21 protein-coding genes and 2 tRNA genes are annotated in these 23,053 nt (G+C 37.0%); 13 read left to right on the forward strand and 10 right to left on the reverse strand.

Annotated features, from left to right (window positions below; translation table 11 throughout):
- Window positions 1–1,380 (reverse strand): phenylacetate--CoA ligase family protein, encoded by a 1,380-nt coding sequence (locus H7A25_04410; GenBank protein ID MCP5499120.1) that lies wholly within the window; start codon window positions 1,378–1,380, stop codon window positions 1–3.
- 151 nt (window positions 1,381–1,531) lie between these two features.
- Between H7A25_04410 and H7A25_04415 the strand changes: the two genes are divergently transcribed.
- The 5 genes from H7A25_04415 (at window position 1,532) to H7A25_04435 (ending at window position 6,451) form a co-directional block, all read left to right on the forward strand.
- Window positions 1,532–1,762 (forward strand): disulfide oxidoreductase, encoded by a 231-nt coding sequence (locus H7A25_04415; protein MCP5499121.1) that lies wholly within the window; start codon window positions 1,532–1,534, stop codon window positions 1,760–1,762.
- Window positions 1,763–1,879: 117 nt separating this feature from the next.
- On the forward strand, window positions 1,880–2,812 hold the full coding sequence (locus tag H7A25_04420; protein ID MCP5499122.1) for an ornithine carbamoyltransferase: 933 nt from the start codon (window positions 1,880–1,882) through the stop codon (window positions 2,810–2,812).
- 145 nt (window positions 2,813–2,957) lie between these two features.
- Window positions 2,958–3,950: a CoA ester lyase gene (locus H7A25_04425; GenBank protein ID MCP5499123.1), complete on the forward strand. Its 993-nt coding sequence runs from the start codon at window positions 2,958–2,960 to the stop codon at window positions 3,948–3,950.
- A 118-nt stretch (window positions 3,951–4,068) separates the two neighbouring features.
- Window positions 4,069–5,442, forward strand: coding sequence for a nucleotide sugar dehydrogenase (locus tag H7A25_04430; protein ID MCP5499124.1), 1,374 nt, complete (start codon window positions 4,069–4,071; stop codon window positions 5,440–5,442).
- A 106-nt stretch (window positions 5,443–5,548) separates the two neighbouring features.
- On the forward strand, window positions 5,549–6,451 hold the full coding sequence (locus H7A25_04435; GenBank protein MCP5499125.1) for a hypothetical protein: 903 nt from the start codon (window positions 5,549–5,551) through the stop codon (window positions 6,449–6,451).
- A gap of 99 nt (window positions 6,452–6,550) precedes the next feature.
- Here H7A25_04435 and H7A25_04440 read toward each other — a convergent pair whose 3' ends face one another.
- Window positions 6,551–7,258 (reverse strand): cytidylate kinase-like family protein, encoded by a 708-nt coding sequence (locus H7A25_04440; protein ID MCP5499126.1) that lies wholly within the window; start codon window positions 7,256–7,258, stop codon window positions 6,551–6,553.
- Between the two features lie 180 nt (window positions 7,259–7,438).
- Here H7A25_04440 and H7A25_04445 point away from each other — a divergent pair, with 180 nt between their 5' ends.
- From H7A25_04445 to H7A25_04455, 3 genes are read left to right on the forward strand one after another with little or no spacing between them, the layout of a single operon-like run.
- Window positions 7,439–10,429, forward strand: coding sequence for a DUF2339 domain-containing protein (locus H7A25_04445; GenBank protein MCP5499127.1), 2,991 nt, complete (start codon window positions 7,439–7,441; stop codon window positions 10,427–10,429).
- Window positions 10,430–10,466: 37 nt separating this feature from the next.
- A complete protein-coding gene (locus H7A25_04450) occupies window positions 10,467–11,363 on the forward strand; it encodes an alpha/beta hydrolase (protein ID MCP5499128.1) in 897 nt (298 codons plus the stop codon).
- Window positions 11,347–13,116: a response regulator gene (locus H7A25_04455; GenBank protein ID MCP5499129.1), complete on the forward strand. Its 1,770-nt coding sequence runs from the start codon at window positions 11,347–11,349 to the stop codon at window positions 13,114–13,116. The genes H7A25_04450 and H7A25_04455 overlap by 17 nt, the downstream gene beginning before the upstream one ends.
- 84 nt (window positions 13,117–13,200) lie before the next feature.
- Here H7A25_04455 and H7A25_04460 read toward each other — a convergent pair whose 3' ends face one another.
- Window positions 13,201–14,103, reverse strand: a complete 903-nt coding sequence (locus tag H7A25_04460; protein MCP5499130.1) for a lipase — start codon at window positions 14,101–14,103, stop codon at window positions 13,201–13,203.
- A gap of 249 nt (window positions 14,104–14,352) precedes the next feature.
- Between H7A25_04460 and H7A25_04465 the strand changes: the two genes are divergently transcribed.
- On the forward strand, window positions 14,353–15,240 hold the full coding sequence (locus H7A25_04465; protein ID MCP5499131.1) for a hypothetical protein: 888 nt from the start codon (window positions 14,353–14,355) through the stop codon (window positions 15,238–15,240).
- Window positions 15,241–15,275: 35 nt separating this feature from the next.
- Here H7A25_04465 and H7A25_04470 read toward each other — a convergent pair whose 3' ends face one another.
- From H7A25_04470 to H7A25_04485, 4 genes are all read right to left on the reverse strand, one after another.
- Window positions 15,276–16,232, reverse strand: coding sequence for a polyprenyl synthetase family protein (locus tag H7A25_04470; protein MCP5499132.1), 957 nt, complete (start codon window positions 16,230–16,232; stop codon window positions 15,276–15,278).
- Between the two features lie 2 nt (window positions 16,233–16,234).
- A complete protein-coding gene (locus H7A25_04475) occupies window positions 16,235–17,122 on the reverse strand; it encodes a transglutaminase (GenBank protein MCP5499133.1) in 888 nt (295 codons plus the stop codon).
- A gap of 9 nt (window positions 17,123–17,131) precedes the next feature.
- On the reverse strand, window positions 17,132–17,950 hold the full coding sequence (locus tag H7A25_04480; GenBank protein ID MCP5499134.1) for a transketolase: 819 nt from the start codon (window positions 17,948–17,950) through the stop codon (window positions 17,132–17,134).
- Window positions 17,951–18,021: 71 nt separating this feature from the next.
- On the reverse strand, window positions 18,022–18,414 hold the full coding sequence (locus H7A25_04485) for a hypothetical protein (GenBank protein ID MCP5499135.1): 393 nt from the start codon (window positions 18,412–18,414) through the stop codon (window positions 18,022–18,024).
- Between the two features lie 105 nt (window positions 18,415–18,519).
- Between H7A25_04485 and H7A25_04490 the strand changes: the two genes are divergently transcribed.
- Both H7A25_04490 and H7A25_04495 read left to right on the forward strand, forming a co-directional pair.
- Window positions 18,520–18,592, forward strand: a tRNA-Thr gene (locus tag H7A25_04490).
- Between the two features lie 44 nt (window positions 18,593–18,636).
- A tRNA-Tyr gene (locus H7A25_04495) sits at window positions 18,637–18,718 on the forward strand.
- Between the two features lie 5 nt (window positions 18,719–18,723).
- Here the strand turns inward: H7A25_04495 and H7A25_04500 are convergent.
- The gene (locus H7A25_04500) at window positions 18,724–19,080 is read right to left on the reverse strand and encodes a TIGR04452 family lipoprotein (GenBank protein ID MCP5499136.1); all 357 of its coding nucleotides are present in this window, start codon (window positions 19,078–19,080) and stop codon (window positions 18,724–18,726) included.
- 105 nt (window positions 19,081–19,185) lie between these two features.
- Here H7A25_04500 and H7A25_04505 point away from each other — a divergent pair, with 105 nt between their 5' ends.
- Entirely contained in the window at window positions 19,186–19,512 is a 327-nt protein-coding gene (locus H7A25_04505; GenBank protein MCP5499137.1) for a divalent-cation tolerance protein CutA, read from the forward strand.
- A 62-nt stretch (window positions 19,513–19,574) separates the two neighbouring features.
- Here H7A25_04505 and H7A25_04510 read toward each other — a convergent pair whose 3' ends face one another.
- A complete protein-coding gene (locus H7A25_04510; GenBank protein ID MCP5499138.1) occupies window positions 19,575–19,853 on the reverse strand; it encodes a hypothetical protein in 279 nt (92 codons plus the stop codon).
- Between the two features lie 230 nt (window positions 19,854–20,083).
- On the opposite strand from H7A25_04510, the gene H7A25_04515 reads away from it, so the two are divergent.
- Complete coding sequence (locus H7A25_04515; GenBank protein MCP5499139.1) at window positions 20,084–21,172, forward strand: quinone-dependent dihydroorotate dehydrogenase; 1,089 nt, start codon at window positions 20,084–20,086, stop codon at window positions 21,170–21,172.
- Between the two features lie 28 nt (window positions 21,173–21,200).
- Here H7A25_04515 and H7A25_04520 read toward each other — a convergent pair whose 3' ends face one another.
- Window positions 21,201–23,045 carry an OmpA family protein gene (locus tag H7A25_04520; protein MCP5499140.1) on the reverse strand — a complete coding sequence of 615 codons (1,845 nt, stop codon included), beginning with the start codon at window positions 23,043–23,045 and terminating at the stop codon, window positions 21,201–21,203.
- Window positions 23,046–23,053: the final 8 nt, after the last annotated feature.

A 23,053-nucleotide genomic window follows, 5' to 3' on the forward strand; every position in this document is an offset into this window, starting at 1 on the left:
TTATTCTTCAATCTCGTAAGGAATTACTTTTTTATCTTCTCCCAGTTTCATATTAAAGATAATTTCCAGTTTTTCCTTTTTTCCCAGCACAGCTAAAAGTTCTTCTCTTAAACCTAAGAAAAAGCTTTCTGTATCCTCGCCCAGTGGCAAAATTTCCAGGACAAAACTACCATCCTTCTTTTGAAGCATTCTATGCTGAATCATAGGATAGTTTCGAACGATTCTTGAAATATCAATGGGATTTATAAATTGGCCGGATTGATTTTTAAATAAAACAAATTTTCTTCCTTCGAGGTGTTTTATTTGCAGAGAGAGTTCTCCACATGCACAGGAACTGCGATCAAGTAAGGCTGAATCACCTGTTTTATAACGGAGTAGGGGAAGATAGGGGTTCCGTCCGCCACTCAGGGTGATTTCTCCAATTCCATCCCCAAATTCAGCACTTTCTGCGATGGTTTCTATGTATATATCCATAGGAAGCTGGTGAAGGACTTCAGGGTTCTGAGGGCAGGAGTAAGCTATAGGGCCGGTTTCATTTAAAGAATAAAGTTCTATAACCGGGGCATGATAAACTGCTTCCAGTTCTTTCCGTAAAGCAGGACTCATTTTCAGGGCTGTAGATAAAAAGGCTCGCGGAGAATAAGAAAAGCCATTTTCCAGATAAGCTGAAAAAGAAATGGGGTCCCCCGCAAGAATGAGAGGTTTCATTTCCCGTATAAAAGCATTTGGAGCGGAAGACTTTCTCCATGTCCGGCTATCTTTCAAGTTGATCTTTGCATAACCTGCTCCATCCCAGAGACTATGAACTGTCGCATACGTAATGGTTTTTTCTTGAAAGCATAACAAAATACAAGCCAGTCCATTTTTACTATCCTGCCAATCTATGCCATAGCGGGATAAGACGTACTGTAGCATAATATCATAACAGCCGACTGCTTTCGGGTGATTGGGAGCCTGGATAATATGACCACTTGTTCCTGAGGTAGGATTTACGATTAGTCTTTGAAGGTCTGCATCAAAAGGTACAATTCGTTCCAGTGTACCGGTGAGGTCGTTTCGGCTCATAGGAGGAATTTTAAAAAAATCTTTCTCGAGTCTGAGATTTTGCAAAGCATCCTGAAAATGTAAAACTCGATTTCTTAAGGAAGAAAGATGGATGAGAAGGCTATCCTCTGGATAGAAGGAAGGGCTTCTCCTGTTGTATAAGTCTTTTTTAAAATTATAAATAAACGGTAAATCTGAGGATGCAATTCTGTCTCCGCAAGAAGTATTCCAGGCAGGCGAATCCGGGTGCTCTTTTATTTTCTTAAAAATAGCTACCCATTCAGGTTTTAAAAGAGGAGTTCTGCTGAGGAGTTCTTCCGGAATCTCATCGATCATATCCTTTTATGATATATCCGGATTTAAGAATATTCAAGAAAAAAGAAAGTTTATAAGAGAGATTTTTTTTTAGTACAAAAAATCCTTTACAGGGAAACTATCTGCATTCTGCTATATATCTCTACCGTCTAAGCATTTATAGGAGGCTTTTATGGACGCAACAAAGCAAAGGTTTTATAAGGAAATGACTGTAGGAGATGCAATTGCCCTGCACCCGGAAGCTGGACTTGTTTTTTCCAGTTATCATTTAGGGGGTTGTTCCCATTGTTCAATTAATGAGTTTGAAACCATTGAACAGGTTTGCCAGGGATACGGGGTAGAAGCGGAAGTGCTTCTCGATAGTCTGAATAACCTTTTTGCTGATGAAGAGGATGAAGAATAAGACCTCGATTCTATAAACCATTCTAAATTTGTAGGAAAAAGAAGCGGATTTCTATTCGTTTTCAATTATAAACAGGGGCTTCCCCTGTTTATTTACTTTATAGACACTTAAAATATCATGAATACAGAAAAACCAATAAAACACCTTATTTCCTGGAATGACTGGACTGATAGTGAAATCCGGGAACTATTAGATTATGCTGTTTATGTAAAGAATAACAGGGTACTTTTTTCAGGTCACATGGCCGGTAGAACTCTGGCTATGCTTTTTCAAAAAACCTCAACACGCACACGAGTTTCTTTTGAAGCCGGGATGACGGAAATGGGAGGACATGCCATCTATCTTGACTGGTTAAAATCAAACTTCCAGCTTTCGGATATTGACCTCGAAGCTCATTATCTGTCGAGAAATGTAGCTCTCATTATGGCCCGGATGAAAAAGCATGAAGACCTCTTACTTCTAAAGAAGGGTTCTCTGGTGCCGGTAATTAATGGTTGTTGCGATAGATATCATCCCTGCCAATCGCTGGCAGATATTTTAACCATTCACCTCGATAGGGGAAAAGCTGAAGGAGCTCATCTTTGTTACATAGGGGTTCATAATAATGTAGTAAATTCTCTTATTGGCATTACTTCTGCCATAGGACTTCACCTGACACTGGTTACTCCTATTGCCGAAGAGGAGTCGATTGACAGAAACCTGATAAAGAGAGCGGAAGAAAAAGGGACTTTGAGTTGGGAATCTAATCCTAAAAAAGCCGTCAGAGATGCAGAGTATGTGTACACGGACACCTGGGTGAATATGGAGTTTTTCAATGATCCGGCCTATCAGGAAGAAAAAGAAAAACGTATCGAACTTATGATGCCATTCCAGATCAATAAAGAGCTGATGAGCGGTTCAAAAGCAAAAATCATGCATGATATGCCTATTCATTCCGGTTATGAAATTACAAGGGAAATGGTAGAATCAGAGCGCTCTATTATATTCCCCCAGTCGGAAAATAGACTGGATGCACAAAAAGCTGTAATTCTTAAACTTCTTCAGGCTTAAATACTGATATTTCCCAGTCTTTTGAGAGGGGGGGAATCCAAGTTTTTTTATTTACCAATATGGCTTATACTATTGAAGTGTTCATTATTAATTCCCAGGACGGGATAAACTTCCATATCAAACAAACAGACTAGGAAAACATACCATGGCAAACTTAAAACATCCAAAAGAAGCGCTTTTTTCCGGTGAGAAACCTTACCCTATTATTCCTGTGTGCGAGCACTTTGCAGGTTCTGAAAAACTCATCACGAAGGCATTTGAACTCCAGAATAAAATGGGTGGCCTTTTTGACATCACTATGGATTGTGAGGATGGTGCCCAGACAGGGAAAGAGAAAGAACATGCGGAAATGGTTGTGCGGATGCAAAATTCAGAGCTCAACCAGCATAAAATGGCAGGTATCCGGATTCACGACTATACCAACCAGTACTGGAAGCAAGATGTAGATATTATTGTTCCCGGTGCAGGAAATGTAATGGCGTATATTACCATTCCCAAGCCTACAAAAGCATCCCAGGTAAAAGAGATGATAGGATACATCCAGGAATCTTGCAAAAAGAATGGCATTAAAAGAGAAATTCCGATCCACGTTTTGATTGAAACACACGGAGCCCTTGCTGATGTTGAAGAAATTGCAGCACTTCCCTGGTTACAGGTTCTGGACTTCGGTCTGATGGACTTTATTTCAGGTCATCATGGTGCTATTCCGAACTCCTGCATGAAAAGCCCCGGCCAGTTTGATCACGTTCTTCTAAGAAATGCAAAAGCTAATATGGTGGCAGCTGCTCTCGGTAACGGTGTAGTTCCCGCACATAACGTAACTCTTGACTTAAAAAATGCTTATCAGACCTATTCAGATGCCAGAAGAGCCCATAAGGAATTTGGTTTTCAACGTATGTGGTCTATCTATCCTACCCAGGTTCAGGCTATTGTAGATGCAATGTCACCCGATTTAAGCGAAGTAAAAAAAGCTTGTGATATTTTGATTAAAGCTCAGGATGCTGATTGGGGTCCCATCCAACATGATGGTGAGTTACACGATAGAGCAACTTACAGATATTTCTGGGAACTGGTTCAGAAAGCAAAAGTTACAGGAGAAAAACTTCCGGAAGACGTTGATAAGAGGTTCTTCGGCTAAGCAAAATTTTCTTCCTTTCATCATCGGGCCTGCAAAGTTTTTCTTTCTCCGGCAGGTCCGGTTCCTATCCTACCCATTTCTAAACCCCTCATGTAAAACATAAAGACAAGGAAAAACTATGGAAATTAAGAACGTTCTCTGTATCGGTGCGGGTTATGTTGGTGGTCCAACAATGGCGGTGATTGCAGATAAGTGTAAGCACATCAAGGTGGTGGTAGCCGACCTGAGTAAGGAAAGGATAGCCCAGTGGAACTCAGACGAACTTCCTATTTTTGAGCCCGGACTTTCGGAAATTGTCTTTCGCAATAGGGGAAGGAATCTTTTTTTTGAGTTGATTCATCCGGAGCTTTTTTCAGAAGCAGATATCATTTTTGTCAGTGTGAACACTCCTACTAAGGTCTATGGAGAAGGAAGCGGAATGGCTTCCGACTTAAGCTACTGGGAACTGGCAGCAAGAGATATTCTGAAACATGCCCGAAGTGGTTCTATTATTGTGGAAAAAAGTACGGTTCCGGTAAAAACCGCAGAAGCTATATCCAGAATTATTAATCATTCGGATAGTGGAAAACGATTCCAGGTTCTATCCAATCCGGAATTTCTGGCAGAGGGAACGGCTATTCAGGATCTCGAAAATCCGAATCGAGTTTTAATCGGTTGTGAAGAAACGGAAGAAGGAAAAGAAGCGGCTTTAGCTTTGAAAGCTGTTTATGCTAATTGGGTTCCGGATGAAAATATCTTACTGACAAATGTCTGGAGTAGTGAATTATCCAAATTGGTGGCTAACGCTATGCTGGCCCAGAGGGTCTCTTCGATTAACTCTATTTCTGCTCTCTGTGAGAGTACCAACGCACAGATAAAAGAGATTAGCAAAGCTGTGGGAATGGACGAGAGGATAGGAAAGCGGTTTTTGGAAGCCGGTGTGGGTTTTGGAGGTTCCTGTTTTAAAAAAGATATTTTAAATCTTGTATATATCTGTACTCAGCAGGGCTTGCCTGAAATAGCCGCTTACTGGAAAAGTGTCGTGGACATGAACGAATACCAGATGAAGCGTTTCGTGAAATTAATTATCGAAAGCCAGTTTAATACAATTTCCGGCAAGAAACTCGCCATCTTTGGCTTTGCTTTTAAACCGGATACAAATGATACCCGTGATTCACCTGCCATTCTTATCTGCAAAAAACTCTTAGAAGAAAAGGCTATTTTGCATATCACAGACCCGGAAGCCCTGGATAATGCCCGTTTCGATATGCGAGGAATTGATGATGATGTAGTTTATACGGAAGATCCTTATGAAGCAGCCAGAGGAGCTCATGCCATTATCATTAACACCCATTGGAAGCAGTATAAAACTCTGGATTATAAGAGAATTTATGAGTCCATGGAAAAACCGGCTTTTCTCTTTGATGGAAGGATTATGCTGGATAAAAAGGAAATGAGCGAAATCGGATTTAATGTTTATCAGATAGGAAGTCGACCCATCGTTCGTTTTTAAGTCAGGCTTTCTTGAAGCCGGTGATAGTGCTGCGAAAGAAGTCGAAGCATAAACCCGGCTGCAGGTGGGCAATTTCTGCTTTTCTTTTCTTGGTGAAGTGGTAAATTTGACCATTATGCAGATTGCCAATCCTATCTATGATGTAGTTTTTCGCTATCTTTTAGAAGATAAGAAAATAGCAAAGCTACTCATATCTTCCATCATCGATGAAGAAATTGAGGATCTGGACTTTTCCTATAATGAGTTTACCTCCGAATCCATAGCCGAGAAGCTGAAGGAAAAGACCGCTTCTGCCTATTCCTTCACGGTTTATCGACTCGATTTCAAGGCGAAAATCAGGACAGAAGAGGGTTATAGGATTGTCCTGATAGAAATCCAGAAAGCGAAGTTCGCCACAGACATCATGCGGTTTCGTACCTATTTAGGTAGTCAATACTCAGACAAAGAAAACACTCAGGAAGTAAGCATCAAAGGCCATCCTCGAAAAGTAGGACTTCCTATCATCAGCATTTATTTTCTTGGTCATAAACTTGACCATACCGAAGCCAGTGTGATTCATGTCAGACGGGACATTCGGGACCTGGTAACAGGAGAGAAGATCGAAAAGAAAGAAAGCTTTATTGAAAGTCTGAGTCATGATAGCTATATTGTACAAATTCCTTCCTTAAGTCAAAAACGACGTAATGAACTGGAAACTCTCCTCAGTATCTTTGACCAGAGCACGGCTATAGATAGGGAACACCACATTTTAAGTATTCGGGAAGAGAGTTATCCGGAAAAATACCATTCCCTGATTCGTCAGCTGCACAAGGCTATCGAAGAACCGGAAGTCCGCAAAAAGATGGACATAGAAGACAGTATTCTCGATGAAATGACAGAGCAGCAAAGACGTATCGAAACTCTATCTGAAAAGGTTGAGAAGGAACGTCAGGCAAAGGAACAGGCCTTAAAACAGAATGAAGCCCTACTTCAGGAAATTGAACGATTGAAGAAGCTGATGGACCATTGATAATTTTCAATAGACAATGAGCGGAAATAAGGGGCCGTCTAAAAAGTCATCGACCGCTTTTTAGACAGACCCTTCGGATGTCCCGACGAGGGAGTGTTTTTACTCAAAGAAACCTTTTTTTTCGAGGATGTGAACTACAGAAGAGGTAATTTCTTCAATGTTCATCCTGTCACAATTATAGGTAACATTAAAGAAATCGTCCGATTGCTGTTCTCCTGCAAAAAACTTACGAATATATACCCTTTCTCTATCCACCATTTTTACCAGGTTCATAGCTTCTTTTTCAGAAACGTTTTTCATTTTCATGATCTGTTGGGCTCGCCATTCCGGAGGAGCGTAAAGTTTTACATGGAAAGAATTGTCCATTTCATGGGTTAGCATGGCTCCCGCACGACCGAGAATAATCACATTGCCTTTATCAGCCATAGTCAGGATAATTTCTGCTACCTTCTTCTTGATTTCCAGATCAGAGGGTAGATAGTGGTCGGAAATCGAGCGGAACAAATTCTCCAAGGGATTATTAGAATGTTCTGCACGAAAATATTTTTCAGCAAGGTTAGCCGGCAAATCCAATTCTTTAGCAGCAGAAGTAATAATTTCTTTATCTAAAACTTCCCATTCGCTTGAGGAACTGAATTTCAATTTCTTTCCCTGAAGGGCTTTTTGCAGTTCGTTTCCAAGAGGTACTCCCGGACAACCAAATTCTCTGGAAATTGTAATAATTGGCGCCTGCGGTTTTTTTGCATGTTTCTCTTTCGTTTCTTTTACTTTTTCGTGAATATAGTCTAATACAAAATTCTTTGACATTACAATTTATCTCCCCGGTGAACAGGCATTACACCTTTAAGGATAACTTATGAACGGGGCTTTAATTAGCAATTTTTTTTCTCTCGCTGTAAGTTCTTAAATATCATAAGAAATACTTTTTCTACTTTGCTCGAAAATTATTCTACTTGCCTTTGATTTAATCTTCGAAAGAATATTGATATGCAGGCAAAATCAAAATTAGAGGATTTCCAGAAAAGGATTCTAAAACTCGAATCCGAACTTTCTCAGTTAAAAAAAGACTTCAGCTTGTTAGAAGAAAATGTTTTTATAGACTTTGACTCTCAGGCTTCGGATACGAAGCCAAAGCGAAGCTGGATTCCATCCATTTTAAAAGAAGATTTTGAAATGGTTCTTGCCGGAAACCTCTTAGGGAAATTTGGTCTCATTACCATTTTATTTGCCTTCCTCTGGTTTATCAAGTTTGCCTTCGATCACGAATGGATCAATGAATCCGGAAGAATTTATATAGGTCTGATTCTTGGTTTACTTACTTGTATATCCGGTATTTTTTTATTAAAAAAACAACTCAAAGCCCTTCCCTCTGCAATTTTTGGTACGGGTCTTTCTATTTTTTATTTGAGCATTACTTCCGCTTATCATTTCTACAGTCTGATAGAAGTGGAAGAAACCTTTGCGTATCTTGTAGTTTTAAGTTTCGGGACAGCTCTTCTATCTCGTTATACTTCGAATCAGATCTTATATTTTTTCAGTTATATGGGTTCTGTACTTTCTCCGATTTTACTTTCATCCGGAGAAAACTCGTACGAGTTCTTATTTACTTATTTAGGAATTGTGAATCTTATTTACCTCTATGTTTTAAAGCCTTTCGACTGGAGATTTGTTCCCTATATTGCTCTTCTTTCTAATTCTGTTATATTCTTTTCCTGGGCGTCTGAAAATCTTACAGAAAGTACTTTTAACCTTCCCTTTTTATACTTGCTTTTAAGTTTTGGAGTTTTCGGATTTCGAGAAACCTATTATTTTCCGTATGCAAGCCGCAAGATATATAAATCATCCTTACTCTTAGTTATACTTCTTATTATAAATTATGCCCTTTCTTTTTATCGTTTATTTGAATTTTTCCATCCTGATTTGAATCCACATTTCTTTTTATTGTTTGCTGCTTCCCTTTTAGCTTTTCGACATTTCTATGAGAAAAGAAATAAACCTGTTCTTGTTGCTGAGTCTTTTCCGGCACTCGAAGCTGTTCTACTTTTTTTCTTCATGGCTCTCGGTATCAGCTCTATTACGGATTTCGCTGAAGGAAAATGGCTTACCTTTGCTTATCTTGCGTTTTCGGCTTCTGTATCTTACCTTGCACTGAATTTTCAAGATAAAGCCCTGTTTCGTTTTTCTATCCTGCCCTGGTTGGTTTCACTTATTCGCCTGTATGAATATACAAACTATAAATATAACTACATTTTTCTTTTAAACCCTTCCTTTGCCCTTTACCTATTTGCGGGACTACTGAGTGCATATATCTATTACAGGGGAAGAGACCTTACTCTTTCCCGTACTCAAAAATTATTTGCTTTTTCTGCTTTATTTCATCCTGTAATCGGAACTATGGTGGATGTCCACTACCAGCTAGATTCTCTACATTATCGTATAGTTGCTTATTCCTATGTTCTTGCTTTTTATGCCTTCCTATTTCTTTTTGTTGGTTTTTTAAAAAGCTATCGTTTTTTCCGTCTCTCAGGAATTATTTTATCGATACTCCTGGTCTTAAAACTCTATGCCTATGATATCTGGCAACTCAATCTCCTGATTAAAATTATTGCCTGGTTTGGACTCGGGCTGGGACTGGTTATGTTAAGTATAATATATCAAAAATTTGGTTTTAAATTTATTACGGGAAATCAGAAGGGTAAAAATATTTTATTACTCTTATGTTTGCCTTTTCTTTTGGTTCCGGGTGAAACCTTTGCCGAGACATTCCGGGAAGCTTCCTTTCATTACTATAAGGATTTCAGAGTAGGGGAAACTTCCGATTCTAAGATAAAATACGGTCGATTTGTTCTCGATAAGGAAGTTGTATCGCATTCCGGCTTATCAGATAGAAGATTAGTATTTAATCAAAAGCTAATTCCTTTTTTAACAAGGGATGTTATTATTGAAGAGGCTGAGGAAGGAAAAAATCCCGTTAAACTTATTTTTACAAAAGCTACAAAAGAAGGTTTCGTGTATGTTCTTTCGTTTCCTAAAAATCCGGAGGGAACTCAGTATCACTCGATTTCACTCAGTAGCGAAGATAAGAATTATGAATTTTTTCTAACTGTTTCACTGGGAGAAAAAGTCAATGAATGGCAAAATGCAAATACACATTCTTTTTATCAGTACGGGCAACAGGAAGCAAAAGAGAAGAAGTTGGATATAAGTCCTGGAAACTATAGCTTTGCTCGAATCGAAACGGATTCGAAAACACGGCTTCTCTTCCATGATATTTATTACATACCTCAAAAAAAACAGTATGAAACAAAAAGGGAGATCAGTCTGAAAGAACTACGGATAAAACAAAAACCCGTGAATCGAACCTTTTATTATTATGATAATCCGGGGAACTGGCCGTATAATAAACTTCACTTGAGTTTTAAAGAAAGAAGCTTTCGTCGCAAGATTACCTTATACCAGCAGAGAGAGCATGAAAAAAGTTTTTCATATATAACGAGTCTTACACTTTATAAAAAAGTGGAAGATGATAAAGCCCAAATTATAAAACTGCCCCATAATGTAAGCGGAATTTTAAGGCTTGAGATTGCAAATGGAGACGATAATCCCCTCGAACTAGAACGATTTGAAGTTTTTAGTCCCGGTATGGAAATTATTTTTCCGCTTGAAAATATAAACAGTCAGGGGAAATTACGCTTGTACTATGGTAATCGATACATGCAGCAGCCGAAATTTGATTTTTCCAGCACCTTTTCCGGTAGTAAAAAACTTCAGGATTTTCTTGCTGAAAAAGAAATGAAGAATGAAAAATTTGCTTACTCCATAATGGAACCTCCCATTTCAAGCTGGATTATTCGTATCTTATATTTTATTTGTCTGTTAGGAATTTCTTATCCGGCTTATATAGCTTTTCAAAGATACGCTGAACACAGACAAGAGGTAGAAAAACTTGTTACTGAGAAGAAAACAGAAACAGTTTAAAGGTCATATTTATATTTTTTTAGGAGTTTTATTTTTTATGACAGCCTGTTCGGATAAAGTATTCAACCTGTTTATTAAGCGCTCCCGTATGCGAGTCGGTTGGCAAGTATCAACTTTGGATATTGACTCTTATCGTTATCATTTTCTTGATAACCAAAAAGGTGATGAGGTAATTGTATTGCTTCATGGTTTCGGAGCAGATAAGGATAACTGGAATAAGTTTGCGGCAGAGCTTAAGGATTCACATCGACTGATTGCGATTGATTTACCCGGCTTTGGCGAGAATAAGAGAGATACAAATCTAAATTATTCCATACAGGAACAGGCGAAGCGGATTCATATCTTATTACACCAACTTATTCCTAATAAAAAATTCCATATTGTTGGAAATTCTATGGGGGGAGCTATTGCCGGAACTTATTCCATTCTTTTTCAGGAGGATGTGCAAAGCCTTTTATTTATTGCAACGGCAGGTTTGAGAAGCCCGGAACGAAGTGATTTTGAACTTAAAATTAAGGAAGGAATCAATCCTTTGCTTGTGAATTCCCCGGAGGATTATGAGCGTTTATTAAAGTATATATTCTTTAATCCACCGGCCATGCCTTCGAGCATTTCAGAATATCTGGGTGAAAGAGCCCTAAAAGATAGAGAGTTTAATAAAAAAGTAATGAAAGATATTCGAGCGGATATATTCTTTTTAGAAAAAAATTTGGAAAAGATTCAGTCTCCTCTGCTGGTTTTATGGGGGGACACCGATAGAGTTTTACATCCTTCGGCTACGATTTCGATTCAGAGTCGAATCCCTTCAGCAAAAATTATAGTATTAAAAGACTGCGGTCATGTTCCTATGATGGAAAAGGCAGAAGAAGCAGCAGGCTATTATGAAGAGTTCTTAAAAACAATAGTATTAAACAATAATGCGTATCAGAAATAGTTTAAAATATCTTATATATCATATTTCGTATATTGGTGTTAAGGGTCATTTAAGTTCTGAAGAAACAAAACGAATTATTTTGATCAACAGGATGTCTCTTTCCTTAATTCCTTTAACTACCTTTTATTTGTTATACTATCTGTATATTGACCTATTTGCTCTATCTGTAAATAATTTTATTTTTTGTATTCTCTGGTTTATTCCTCTATATTTAAACTCAAAATATTTATATAATCTAAGTAAGGTTATAACTCTTTTTTTTGGGTTTTCCCAGATATTTATTATAAATTACTTTTTAAGCTTTCATTCAGGCATCTATTTGTTTTTGATTCCTGCTTCAATAACACCATTTTGTTTTTATTCTATCAAGGAATGGAAAATATTATATACCTTTATCATCGTTAGCATTATGGAGTTTATTGGATTATTTATATTTTATAAAAATGATATATTCTATTATCACGATATATCTCGTGATAGTCTGGAATTTATTTTTATGGGTTCATTTATATTTTCTATTCTAATGAATATTCTGTTTATCTATTATTTTATTTCTTTGAATATCCAAAGAGAAAGGGAACTGAATGCAAGTATTATAAAAGCCGAAAACGCAGTCAATAGTAAGTCTCTCTTTTTATCCACTATGAGTCATGAAATTCGTACACCTATGAATTCCGTTCTGGGTTTTGTGCAACTTTTATTAGAAGAAAATCCAAGCTCCAGACAAAAAGAGCTATTAGAAATCATTCAATTTTCGGGAAAAAATTTATTAACAATAATTAATGATATACTGGATTATAACAGAATGGAAGCCGGTAACTTACGTCTCGAAAAAATAGCATTTAATCTTCCCTTGTTACTTACGAATGTAATGAAGCTTCTCGGCTATGAAGCAGACATGAAAGGATTGCGTTTTTCTTCAAGCATTACTCCGGAGATTCCCTCGTATTATTTCGGAGATCCAACTCGTCTGACTCAAATTCTATTGAACCTATTAAGTAATGCGATTAAATTTACAGAGACGGGTGAAGTGAAATTAGAAGTCAAATTGAGGAATATAAAGAATGAAGTATATGAGTTTAACTTTTCTATAATTGATACAGGGATCGGAATCCCGGAAAATAAAGTTCTGGAAATTTTTGAAAAATTCACACAGGTCTCTTCCAATACTTCGAGAAAATACGGTGGAACCGGTCTGGGTCTGGCTATTGTAAAAAAACTTATTAATTTAATGAATTCTGAAATATACTTATCGAGTCGTATGGGAAAAGGTTCGAAATTTTATTTCAACCTTGCGTTGCCGGCAGTTTCAGACGAAGAAACAAAGAAAACGAGGGAAACTGAAGTATATAACTCTAACAGGCATATTAGCTTTTCTGATATAAAAGTATTAATTGTAGAAGATAATTATTTGAACACCTATCTTATGGAAAAGATTCTTAAAAAGAAGAATGTATTGTATGATTCCTGCTTTAATGGAGAAGAAGCCATTATGTACTTAAAAGATAAGGATTACCATATAATATTTATGGATATACAAATGCCGGTGATGGATGGAATTACGGCGACTAAAAATATTCGAAACTTCGAATCTTCCAAAAAAAGAAATATTCCAATTGTCGCATTTACTGCCAATGTTCTCGAAGAGGAAAGGGAGAAAGCTTTACAGGCAGGAGTGGATGATTATCTGACCAAACCTTATGAACCAGAAACAGTTTACAAGGTTATAAAAAAATACTGTGCTGAGGTGTAAAATATCGGGAACTAGAAACTTCCCTAAACCCTGAGAAAAAATAGAATTGCAGAATTTGATTTCTGCAATTCTATTAGCTTTGTCTTAATTATTTTTTGCGTTTAATGACATAGTCAAGTACTGTCCTTGAACGTCAAAGTAACCCTGTCCACTCCATTCGAAGTTGGTAACTTGCAGGTGATCTAAGCCTGTAGCATACCAATAAGAAGAAGGAGTGCCTTTCCATGTTCCCCATTTTTGTGATTCCAGAGGTACTATACCATCATTAGCAGAACCTAAACCATAGAACAGTCCACCAGCCCAGGTAGCCGGGTAAGTAAGAGCCATAATAGGGTGTTGAATCGGGTCTGCCCAGGCCATACTTGCTCCGTAAGAGAAGTATTTAACTCCGGAAACATTCGGTGTATTACTATTAAACGTTTTCAGGGTAGCAACTGTAAGGGATTTACCCATTGCAATGGCATCCTGAGGTCTTCCATCTCTGTAGATCAGTTTGGCAAAAGTAGAAAGTACAACATTTGCAAACGGTTCTAACCAGCCAGGAATAACAGCTAGAGTGAAATCGGCAACCGGTGCACCCTTATGCACAGAGTCAATCGTTGTAACTGTAGCCACTTTACTTGCGTAACTTAGCTTGGTAACCAGATAACGAGAGACAAGTCCTCCCTGAGAGTGGCCCATTAGATGTACTTTTGTGCATCCGTTAGCGGGCATCCAGGTGTTTAAATAGGTTTTAACCTGGCTGGCTCTGGTCTCAAGGCTGGCCATAGCAGAACTTCCGGGAGTAGCTACTTTAGCTCCCTGGTTTCTCAGGTAGTTATCCATTCCGCCCCAGTATTTAACAAGGCCATTGGCAAGGCCATTTGTATCGTCAAAACCGAGGATACCGTGTACCAGAACGATACACATTCCGGAAAGAGAACCGGCAGATACACTGCTTGCTGATAAGAAGAAGGCTAAGAAGGCAATCATCAGACTGCTTGTAATACGAGTTTTCATTTTCATTCTCCAATTTTTCTTTTCATTTAAATTTTACTTGATTTCATCATATTACGTTATGCGATAAAACTCTGCAATCATAATTTGATTTTTTTTACGTGAATGTCAAAAAAATATTTAAAATCGGTAATATACTAATCTCCAAACTCCTTCTTGATCTGAGAAAAGATTATTTCACTTGCCTTCTGTAAAAGTGAAATAAAACAATAAAAAAACGGTAAAGAAAGGGAAACAGTTATGATATTGTCACAGCAGGAATTTCAGGATTTTCAAAAAATTTATGGTGAATTACTTTTTCATACAGGACAAAAGTTCTTCAAAAGTTCTCAATCAAAAGAAAACTTTTTCGATTTAGCAAAACCGGAGCTAAAGATAGAAATACGTGATAAGTTATTTAAAGAAGATTATATTAGCGAAATTATAAAAACAAATCCTTTTCATTTTCCGGATAGTTATATAGAAATTCTGAAAGAATGGAGAGAGCACTTTATTGTAGGAGAATTTATTCTTATAAAGTTTTTAAAAAAATATGCGGTCTTCAGAGCCGAGAAAACGAATCGTAATGATCTCAGGGCACATTTATTTGGTGTTTACGGACTCAGGGATGAAATCGATTATTTAATGGGTAACCAACCACGTATCGTAAATACAATTTTATTACCCTTTGCCGGAAAAATTACCTATGATGGAGTGATAAGCTCATATAATATATTTTTGGGTGCGGGTATCAAAAAATCCTTTTTGGAGGAATACACCCGAAATAAGGCTAATTTTGGGATTATCGAATCTTTACCACATAATAGAAAAGCAAACAAAGAAGCACAAATGGATCTCTTAACGACCTATCTTAAAACGGAGAAAAACCGACAGCAGTACTGGGATGAAATATGGGAGATAATAGGAAATGATGAGGAACTATTGACCCTATATTATCAGTTATCCGGAAAGCTTTATTCTAAAAGAATCCAAAAGAGTCTCAAAAACATAAACATCAATCCGGCTTATTATGCTGTATACGAATCTACTGTTGTTGGTGTTGCTTCTAAAAAAATAGATTTAGAAGAACGAATAAAAGAAGTAGTTCCTTCTGATAAACTAAAGTATGTTTATATTTTTCGAAAGTAAGAAAAACCAGCACTGGCTCACCTGCTGTAAAAAGTCTAGACCTTAAGTTCCGATATTTTTTCTATAATGGTTTCGGTTAGCTTACTATCTCCAAATTCTTTTACATAATTAATCAATTCTTCAATACAGGACTGAATTTCAGAAACAAGTATTTCTTTAATCTCATAAACTTGAAATAGCTCCTGTATTCTTTTTGCATCTATCCTGTCTCTTTCGTCTTTTTTAAAGAGTAGATCAATTTCTTTTTTATCTGCTGATTTTGCTTTTTCTTTTAAAACTATAACCGGATACGTATAAAGTCCGTTATAGAAGTCTTTCATAAAAGTTTTACCGGAAGATTTTTCATCGGTAAAATAATCAATATAATCATCCCTTACCTGGAAAAGCCTTCCCATTGAATCACCAAATTTTCTTAAATCTTCTATAGTTTTTTGAGAACTATTAGCCAGAATGCCCGCTGTTTCACAAACTGCACCGAAAAGAGAAGCGGTTTTTCCATATATTATCTGTTCATAAATCGCAGGCGTTATTTTCGGATTACGCTCCCATTGCATTTGGATGAGTTCTCCAACGGCCAGATAACGAATTACCCGGGTAAACGAATCCATAAGGGCAGGTTTTTGTAAGCTATTTAAATGTTCGATACCACTGGCTAATAGGTAATCACCGGAAAGAATGGCAACCTTGTTTCCATAAAGCTTTCCTACTGTAGGTTTTCCTCTTCGAGTATCTGATTTATCTACCACATCATCATGAAGAAGACTGGCCGAATGAATGAGTTCTGCAATGGCTCCTACATCCAACCATTCTTCCCCTTCATAACCCAGAAGACGAGTAAAGTAATAATGAGTAATCGGGCGAATCCTTTTTCCACCGGAAGAAACAACATACTTTTTTATATCTTTTAATAGCTTGATATCTTCATGGATAATCTTATCCAGTTTTTTATCAAATTTCTGTATGAGAATACGTGTTTGAATGATTGAAGGCATAGTTACTGTAAAGCCAATAGTTGACTGGAGTAAATTTTTTCCAATTCAATTTTCCCCATCTTTCGATGATTATGTATGAGATTATTCAGCATTCGTTTCAGTATAGAGACTGTAGAAGGCTTATGATAATCTTCCGGTGCAGTTGGGAAACCATTGGCTTCTAAGAATTTCTTACAAATATCACGATTTACAAGAACTCCTCCGTGAAAAGGATCTATATAAGATTTGAAGTCCTTGGATTCATAGTATAGCATAAAATGCAAAGGAAAGTTGGCACCGTAAATCGGAAGTTTTAAACGGGAAGCAATTAATAATTGAATAATTGAAAGTGATATGGGAATTCCTAACTTTCTTTGCATTACAAGTGTTATTAGGGAGTTTTCCGGATTATTATAATCTACCTTATTTCCTGTAAAACCCTCTTCCTGGTATAAAACTCTCGATAGCAAATGTAGCTTAATAGAATCCGTAAGGATAACTCGGTTTATATCATATAATTCTTCTACTTTTGCGGATATCCTGTCCAGGCTCCTTTGAAAATCTTCATAATTTTCTGAGCTGTCGGTTGCTGTTGAAATAAGAAAAGCTCCCTCTTCAAGACTTTTATAGTCAAACTTTCTTTCAGAAAGAGCCAGTTTTTTTAAGCAATATAAGGTCCTTTGAAAGTGAATTTCAGAGGAGTATTGTCTTGATATAGCCCGCAGAGCCGGATCCGAAAGCTTATCAATTACATCCGGAATTCTATAAGTCCAGGGGATTTTTTTTGCGATTTTAAGAATAGCTTCCAGCCTTTCCTGTTTATTGGATAGATCTAAACTATAGAAATAAGCTTCTAATTCGCTTATTTCTATAGGGATATAATCTTTTGGTCCTTCGAAAGGCAGTAACATGGTACTAGTTTAGACGGCTCCCCTTAATTCTTCCAGTGCTTTTTCTGCTAATTCTTTACTGGGAGGATTTCCGTGCCATTTGGGATTATTCTCCATAAAAGATACTCCTTTGCCGAGAACGGTTTTAAAAAGGATTATGCAGGGAGAACCCTTATGGTTTCTTGCGATTCTAAAAGCTTCCTTAATCCCTTCTATATTGTGTCCATCTGCCTGTAAAACAAACCAGCCAAAACTTTCAAACTTCTTATCGAGCGGATCTAACTTCATAACATCTTCTGTAAAACCATCAATCTGGATATGGTTTCTATCCATAAAGGCAATCAAATTATCAAGTTTGTAGTGAGAAGCGGATTGGACGGCTTCCCAGGTCATTCCTTCTCCACATTCTCCATCCGAGATACAGGTAAAGATTTTGTGTTCTTTCTGCTGAAGTCTTGCCGCAAGTGCCAGACCAACTGAAACAGAAAGTCCCTGACCCAGAGAACCACTTGAGGATTCCAGGCCTTCTAAGTATCTGGTTGCCGGATGTCCCTGAAGCCTGCTACCATACTTCCGGAAGGTCAGGAGTTCCTCAGCGGGGAAATAACCGGCCAGAGCCATAGCTGCATAGCGAACGGCACAAACGTGGCCATTCGAAAGAATTAATCGATCTCTTTCATCCATATTTGGATTAGAAGGATCGTGCTTCAATGTGTGAAAATATAGAACAGAAAAAATATCAGCAAGGCCTAAGGGACCTCCCGGATGTCCGGAAGCTGCTTCTGTAACCATTTTGATTACTTCTTGCCTGATTTCATTTGCTTTCTTTTTTAAATCATCAGTGTTCATTCAACTTTTCTATTCCAATCAGGAGATAGATTTTACCTCGAATTCAGTTTGATTTTTAACAATTTATACATTTATAAGTTTGCTTTGCTTGTAAAGATAAAAAGTCCTGAAATATATACGAAAAGATATAGGGGGATAAAAATAAAATGCAAGCCTTTGTGTATTTTCCGAAAGCGTTTTATACCCGTAAAAGCCATTCCCAGCATAAGAATAAGGGTGATACCGGCTACAAGCCGGTGAAATTGAATCATGCCAGCAGGTGCATTGGGATAAATCCGGGCTTTCTCTAAACCTCCGAGCCAGTATTTTATAAGAAGTAAGTAAATGGCAGAGCTCAGGTTAAAAAAAACTCCTGCTGAATTAAAAATTATATGTAATTTCAAATCTTTTTTGCGATAGATATAAGCTATGAAAAAAGAAAAAACAGAAAAACTCATTCCCGTATGTATCATTAGAAGGTTCATGATAGGATTTCAGGACATTTTTTGACTCTTTTTTCTTCAAGTACTTTATTATTTATCATTTCTAATTGACAAAATAAAGAGATGAATAAGAATGACTATTGCTTTGCTGCCTTAGCTCAATTGGTAGAGCAGCTGATTTGTAATCAGCAGGTTGGGGGTTCAAGTCCCTTAGGCAGCTCGATAGGCTGTGTACTTTCTTAAGTGGCAGTCAACTCCTAATAAGGGTAGGTACCCAAGCGGTCAACGGGATCAGACTGTAAATCTGCCGGCTCAGCCTTCGGAGGTTCGAATCCTCCCCTGCCCATATTTCTATAGAGCCGGAATCGGCCAGTTAATCAAAACCTTATGCTTTTTCAAATCACAATGTAAGCCTCCTATATCCAGGCTTAAAAGGTTTATCAACATGGCTTCTTCTGCACATCGATCTACTGCTTTTTTATCATAATAAGCATCTATTTCAATGCCGGCAAGTTTATCCGCAATAAAGCTATATACATTGTCCCTGCTATCTGCATCCATAGATGCTCCCATAATGGCCTTATGAAGGATAATATCTTTCGCTTCAGAACCTTTTACTGCTTCCGGATAGCTCATTCCCAGGGTATCGAATAAAGCACAGTGAAAAGAGTTTATAAATATGAATACAAACAATAGAATTTTTATCATATTACCAGCCTTTTCCTTCTATTTATTCTATGCTATTTTTAATGCAATCAAAGAAAGATTTTTATTTTTGTATAATAGATAATAATCTATTCAGAAGGAGAAATCATGGACACATACTGTTTGATTTATATTACCACTTCATCGGAAGAAGAAGCCCAAAAGCTTGCGAAAGTACTAATAGAAGAAAGATTAGTAGCCTGTGCAAACCTTATTAAAGGAATGCAATCTATGTATTGGTGGGAAGGGAAGGTGGAATATGGTGAAGAAACTATTCTTATTGTAAAAACAAAAGAAAATCTTTTTGAAGAAGTGAAAGAAAAGATAAAAAGTCTGCATTCTTATAGTTGTCCTTGCATACTGCGTATAAAAATTGATGGAGGAAACCCTGCATTTCTTCAGTGGATAAGTTCGGAAACAAAAAGTGAAGCTTAAATATAAAAAAACCCGCTATAAAAGCGGGTTGGGTATAAGTTCCTGAGTTGTATAAGTCTTTCTTATACAGTTTCAGCAGGAAGTTCTTCGGCTTCAGGAGCTGTTCTTATGTTAGCTGTTTTTTTCTTAGCTACCTTTTTCTTACCGGCAGATTTTTTCTTAGCAACTTTCTTTTTTGATGCTGCTTTTTTCTTACCGGCTGCTTTCTTCTTGGAAGCTGCCTTTTTCTTGCCTACTGCTTTCTTTTTTGCTACCTTCTTTTTAGTAGCTGCTTTTTTCTTTGCTACCTTCTTTTTAGATGGTGCTTTCTTTTTTGATGCTGCTTTCTTTTTAGAAACCATTGAGTTTTCCTCCAGGATTTGTTTATGGATTCACTATGTATAATAGAGACATAACTAATACATATATAAAATAATGTAAAGTCTTTTAATACATCAGCGAAAAAAAAATATTTAATCTATAAATACTTTCGTTATGTATGCACTATAACTTTACTATCTTTAAACTTTGAAGGCTTTATACAGTTATAAAAAAGGATTTACCTTAATAAATATTATAACAAGTTTGAAATATGCTGAGAGATCAATTATATAAGAAGCTTATCAAGCCCTTTTTCTTTCGTAAAGATCCGGAAACGGCTCATTATTCTATGTTAAAAAGCTTAAAAACCTTATCCGGAGTACCTTTTTTTATAAAACTTTTATCTAAAAGCTGTACGTATAAGAGTGAACGTTTACATACAGAGCTAAAAGGATTACATTTTTCTAATCCTTTAGGTTTAGCTGCGGGTTTTGATAAGACCGGTGAGCTATATCCTTACCTATCTCGTTTAGGATTTGGCTTTATTGAAGTAGGTACTATCACCGGAGAGAAGCAGGATGGAAACCCTTTACCCCGCATTTTTAGGTACGAAGAAGAATTTGCTTTAATAAATCGTATGGGTTTTAATAATCCGGGCTCAGAAGAAGCTTTTCACATCTTAAATACTCAAAAAAAAGTAATACCCAGAGGTATTAATGCCGGGAAAACAAAGGTAGTGGCTTTAGAAAATGCCCTGGAGGATTATTTAAAGACCTTTAAAAGACTGATTCCCCTTTCTGATTATGCGGTGATTAATATAAGTTCACCAAACACACCGGGTTTGCGTAATTTGCAGGAGAAAGATTCTTTTTATAAGCTTATACAGGGTATACAAAAGGGTTTATCTGAATCATTTCAGATACCCATTTTTGTTAAATTTGCACCGGATTTAAATGATAAAGATATAGAAGAGCTATTAGAAATTGTTCAAAGTTTAAATTTAGGAGGAGTTATACTTACTAACACTACTATCAATGAAAAAGTATTGCATACTAATAGACTTATAGAGTCCGGAGGCATTTCCGGTAAGCCCTTAAGACAAAGATCTAATGAAACGATACGACTTGCTTATAAAAAGTTACAGGGTAAAACACCTATAATCGGTGTGGGTGGTATATTTTCAGGGGAAGATGCTCTTGAAAAAATTCAATTAGGAGCCAATCTTATCCAAATTTATACCGGCTATGTATATGAAGGTCCTTTCTTGCCCTATAAAATCTTATCTTATCTGGATTCTTTTATGATGAAACAGGGTGTAAGAAGCATTGAAGAACTGGTAGGAACCGCTTCTAACCTGTGAACTAATTCACAGGTTAGAAGATTTTGTTTTACTCGATAATTTTAAATACTACTCTGCGGTTTTTACTGCGATTCTGTTCTGAATCGTTAGATACTACCGGTTTTTCCTGACCGTAACCTACTACGGTTAGTCTATCATCTTTAATACTATGTTTTTGAATCAAATACTGTGCGACTTCTCGAGCTCTGGCTTTGGATAAGTCAAGGTTTTCTTTTTCATTACCGGTATTATCCGTATGACCTTCGATCAAAACTTTCATAGTACTATTATCTTTCATGATTTTCGCAAGTCTATCCAGTTCAGGCTCAGAGGCCTTGGTTATATTATACTTTGCGGATTCAAAAAACAGGTTGTTGATTGTAATCTCTTTACCTTTTGCGATACGCGGAAGTACTAACACAACCTGGATTTCCTTATAATCTGATTGTTCATTTCTTAAATCAATATTCTTATGAACCGGTAAGTAACTTTGCTTTTCAGCAAAAAAACCATATCTTTCCCCGTATGGAACGATCAAACTAAACTTTCCTGTTTCCGGATCTGATACAGTAGAACCTTTTTGTTCATAAGTTACTAAAGATTCATAATGAACATCTGCTGATAAGGGTTGACCGTATTCATCAATAACTTTTCCTTTTACAAGGATAACCGGTTGAGGATTTAATTCGTTCGGTAAAGAGGCCATCATAAGCTCACCTTTACGACTGATATAAGCCCAGTTTCCTTTGGCCGGTATTGTAAAAAAGTTTACACCTTCCAAATTTTTGGAAATCTCTTTAGGATGAGTCCAATTTTCCCAGCCATCCCCAACTCGCCTTGAATAATAAACAGAAAGTCCTTTTCTTCCATTACTGGAAAAATATAAAGTCCTATCATCGGACGCTAAAAAGGGAGCCATTTCTTCTGCATCTGTATTCACCGAGTTACCTAAATTTTTTCCTATGCTGAATTTTCCATCATCACCCTGAATAGATACATATAAATCCAACTTACCGTGTGAATCATTATGCTTGGCTGAGTAAATTAAAACCCTTCCATTGTTGGAAAAAGCAGAGCCACCAAATACCTGATGCAGAGGATTATCCGAACTACGATATAAGTTATAAAACTCCGGGAAATCCACTGCTTTGGGCCTTGACCATCCATCCGGAGTCTTATGACTTTTATAAAGAGGAACTCTATTCTGAATCTTTTCTAATTGTTTTTTATATTCCTTTTTGAGTACGGAATATTTTATTCTTAGATCGGACATGGACTTGGCGGTTTTTACAAGATCTTTTTTTTGATTGTTATATTTCACTTTGAGTTCTTCGAACATATCATTTTCTAAGAAACTTCCGAAAACAATCAATTCATTTCCTCCCGGTAAAGCAGATATTACAGCTGAAGGAGTATCATTATTCAAAGGAGAACCCATTTCTCTCCCCCGTTTCCAGAGTCCGTAATTATCTGTTTCTGAAAACCATATCTTTTGTGTACTTTTTCCACCTCCTTCTACTAAAACCGTCCAGAAAAGTTTATTCCCGTCCGGTGTAACGGTTGGGTTAAAAGCAGTCATATGTCTGTAAACATATTTAGGAATGGGTTTTAAAGTCCAGGCTTTCAGGTTTTGTTCGTCGGTGAAAGGAGATATTTCGTATCGAATAGGATTGCAGGTTTCCTGTTCTATTTCACAGAGAAGTCTTATCTTCTTTCCCGTTAACTCCATTAGCTCATTTGTCATCGATGTAGAACGTAAAGGATGCACTACTCCTGCAATTGTTTCAAAGTACATACCTCCACCTATTACTTTTCCTACCAAAACAAACTCCTTGGCAAAAATACCCTGAAGAAAGAGTAGATTCGCAAGAATCAGAAAAAGGAATTTCTTCATTGTAACCT

Source organism: Leptospiraceae bacterium (assembly GCA_024233835.1).
In the GTDB taxonomy this organism is placed as follows: Bacteria; Spirochaetota; Leptospiria; order Leptospirales; family Leptospiraceae; genus JACKPC01.

Coding starts and splice junctions, on each gene's coding strand:
- H7A25_04425 (MCP5499123.1), top strand. CDS start 2,958: ATGGCAAACTTAAAACATCCAAAAGAAGCGCTTTTTTCCGGTGAGAAA.
- H7A25_04410 (MCP5499120.1), bottom strand. CDS start 1,380: ATGATCGATGAGATTCCGGAAGAACTCCTCAGCAGAACTCCTCTTTTA.
- H7A25_04415 (MCP5499121.1), top strand. CDS start 1,532: ATGGACGCAACAAAGCAAAGGTTTTATAAGGAAATGACTGTAGGAGAT.
- H7A25_04445 (MCP5499127.1), top strand. CDS start 7,439: ATGCAGGCAAAATCAAAATTAGAGGATTTCCAGAAAAGGATTCTAAAA.
- H7A25_04470 (MCP5499132.1), bottom strand. CDS start 16,232: ATGCCTTCAATCATTCAAACACGTATTCTCATACAGAAATTTGATAAA.
- H7A25_04485 (MCP5499135.1), bottom strand. CDS start 18,414: ATGAACCTTCTAATGATACATACGGGAATGAGTTTTTCTGTTTTTTCT.
- H7A25_04520 (MCP5499140.1), bottom strand. CDS start 23,045: ATGAAGAAATTCCTTTTTCTGATTCTTGCGAATCTACTCTTTCTTCAG.
- H7A25_04420 (MCP5499122.1), top strand. CDS start 1,880: ATGAATACAGAAAAACCAATAAAACACCTTATTTCCTGGAATGACTGG.
- H7A25_04515 (MCP5499139.1), top strand. CDS start 20,084: ATGCTGAGAGATCAATTATATAAGAAGCTTATCAAGCCCTTTTTCTTT.
- H7A25_04500 (MCP5499136.1), bottom strand. CDS start 19,080: ATGATAAAAATTCTATTGTTTGTATTCATATTTATAAACTCTTTTCAC.
- H7A25_04430 (MCP5499124.1), top strand. CDS start 4,069: ATGGAAATTAAGAACGTTCTCTGTATCGGTGCGGGTTATGTTGGTGGT.
- H7A25_04510 (MCP5499138.1), bottom strand. CDS start 19,853: ATGGTTTCTAAAAAGAAAGCAGCATCAAAAAAGAAAGCACCATCTAAA.
- H7A25_04475 (MCP5499133.1), bottom strand. CDS start 17,122: ATGTTACTGCCTTTCGAAGGACCAAAAGATTATATCCCTATAGAAATA.
- H7A25_04450 (MCP5499128.1), top strand. CDS start 10,467: ATGACAGCCTGTTCGGATAAAGTATTCAACCTGTTTATTAAGCGCTCC.
- H7A25_04465 (MCP5499131.1), top strand. CDS start 14,353: ATGATATTGTCACAGCAGGAATTTCAGGATTTTCAAAAAATTTATGGT.
- H7A25_04440 (MCP5499126.1), bottom strand. CDS start 7,258: ATGTCAAAGAATTTTGTATTAGACTATATTCACGAAAAAGTAAAAGAA.
- H7A25_04480 (MCP5499134.1), bottom strand. CDS start 17,950: ATGAACACTGATGATTTAAAAAAGAAAGCAAATGAAATCAGGCAAGAA.
- H7A25_04455 (MCP5499129.1), top strand. CDS start 11,347: ATGCGTATCAGAAATAGTTTAAAATATCTTATATATCATATTTCGTAT.
- H7A25_04505 (MCP5499137.1), top strand. CDS start 19,186: ATGGACACATACTGTTTGATTTATATTACCACTTCATCGGAAGAAGAA.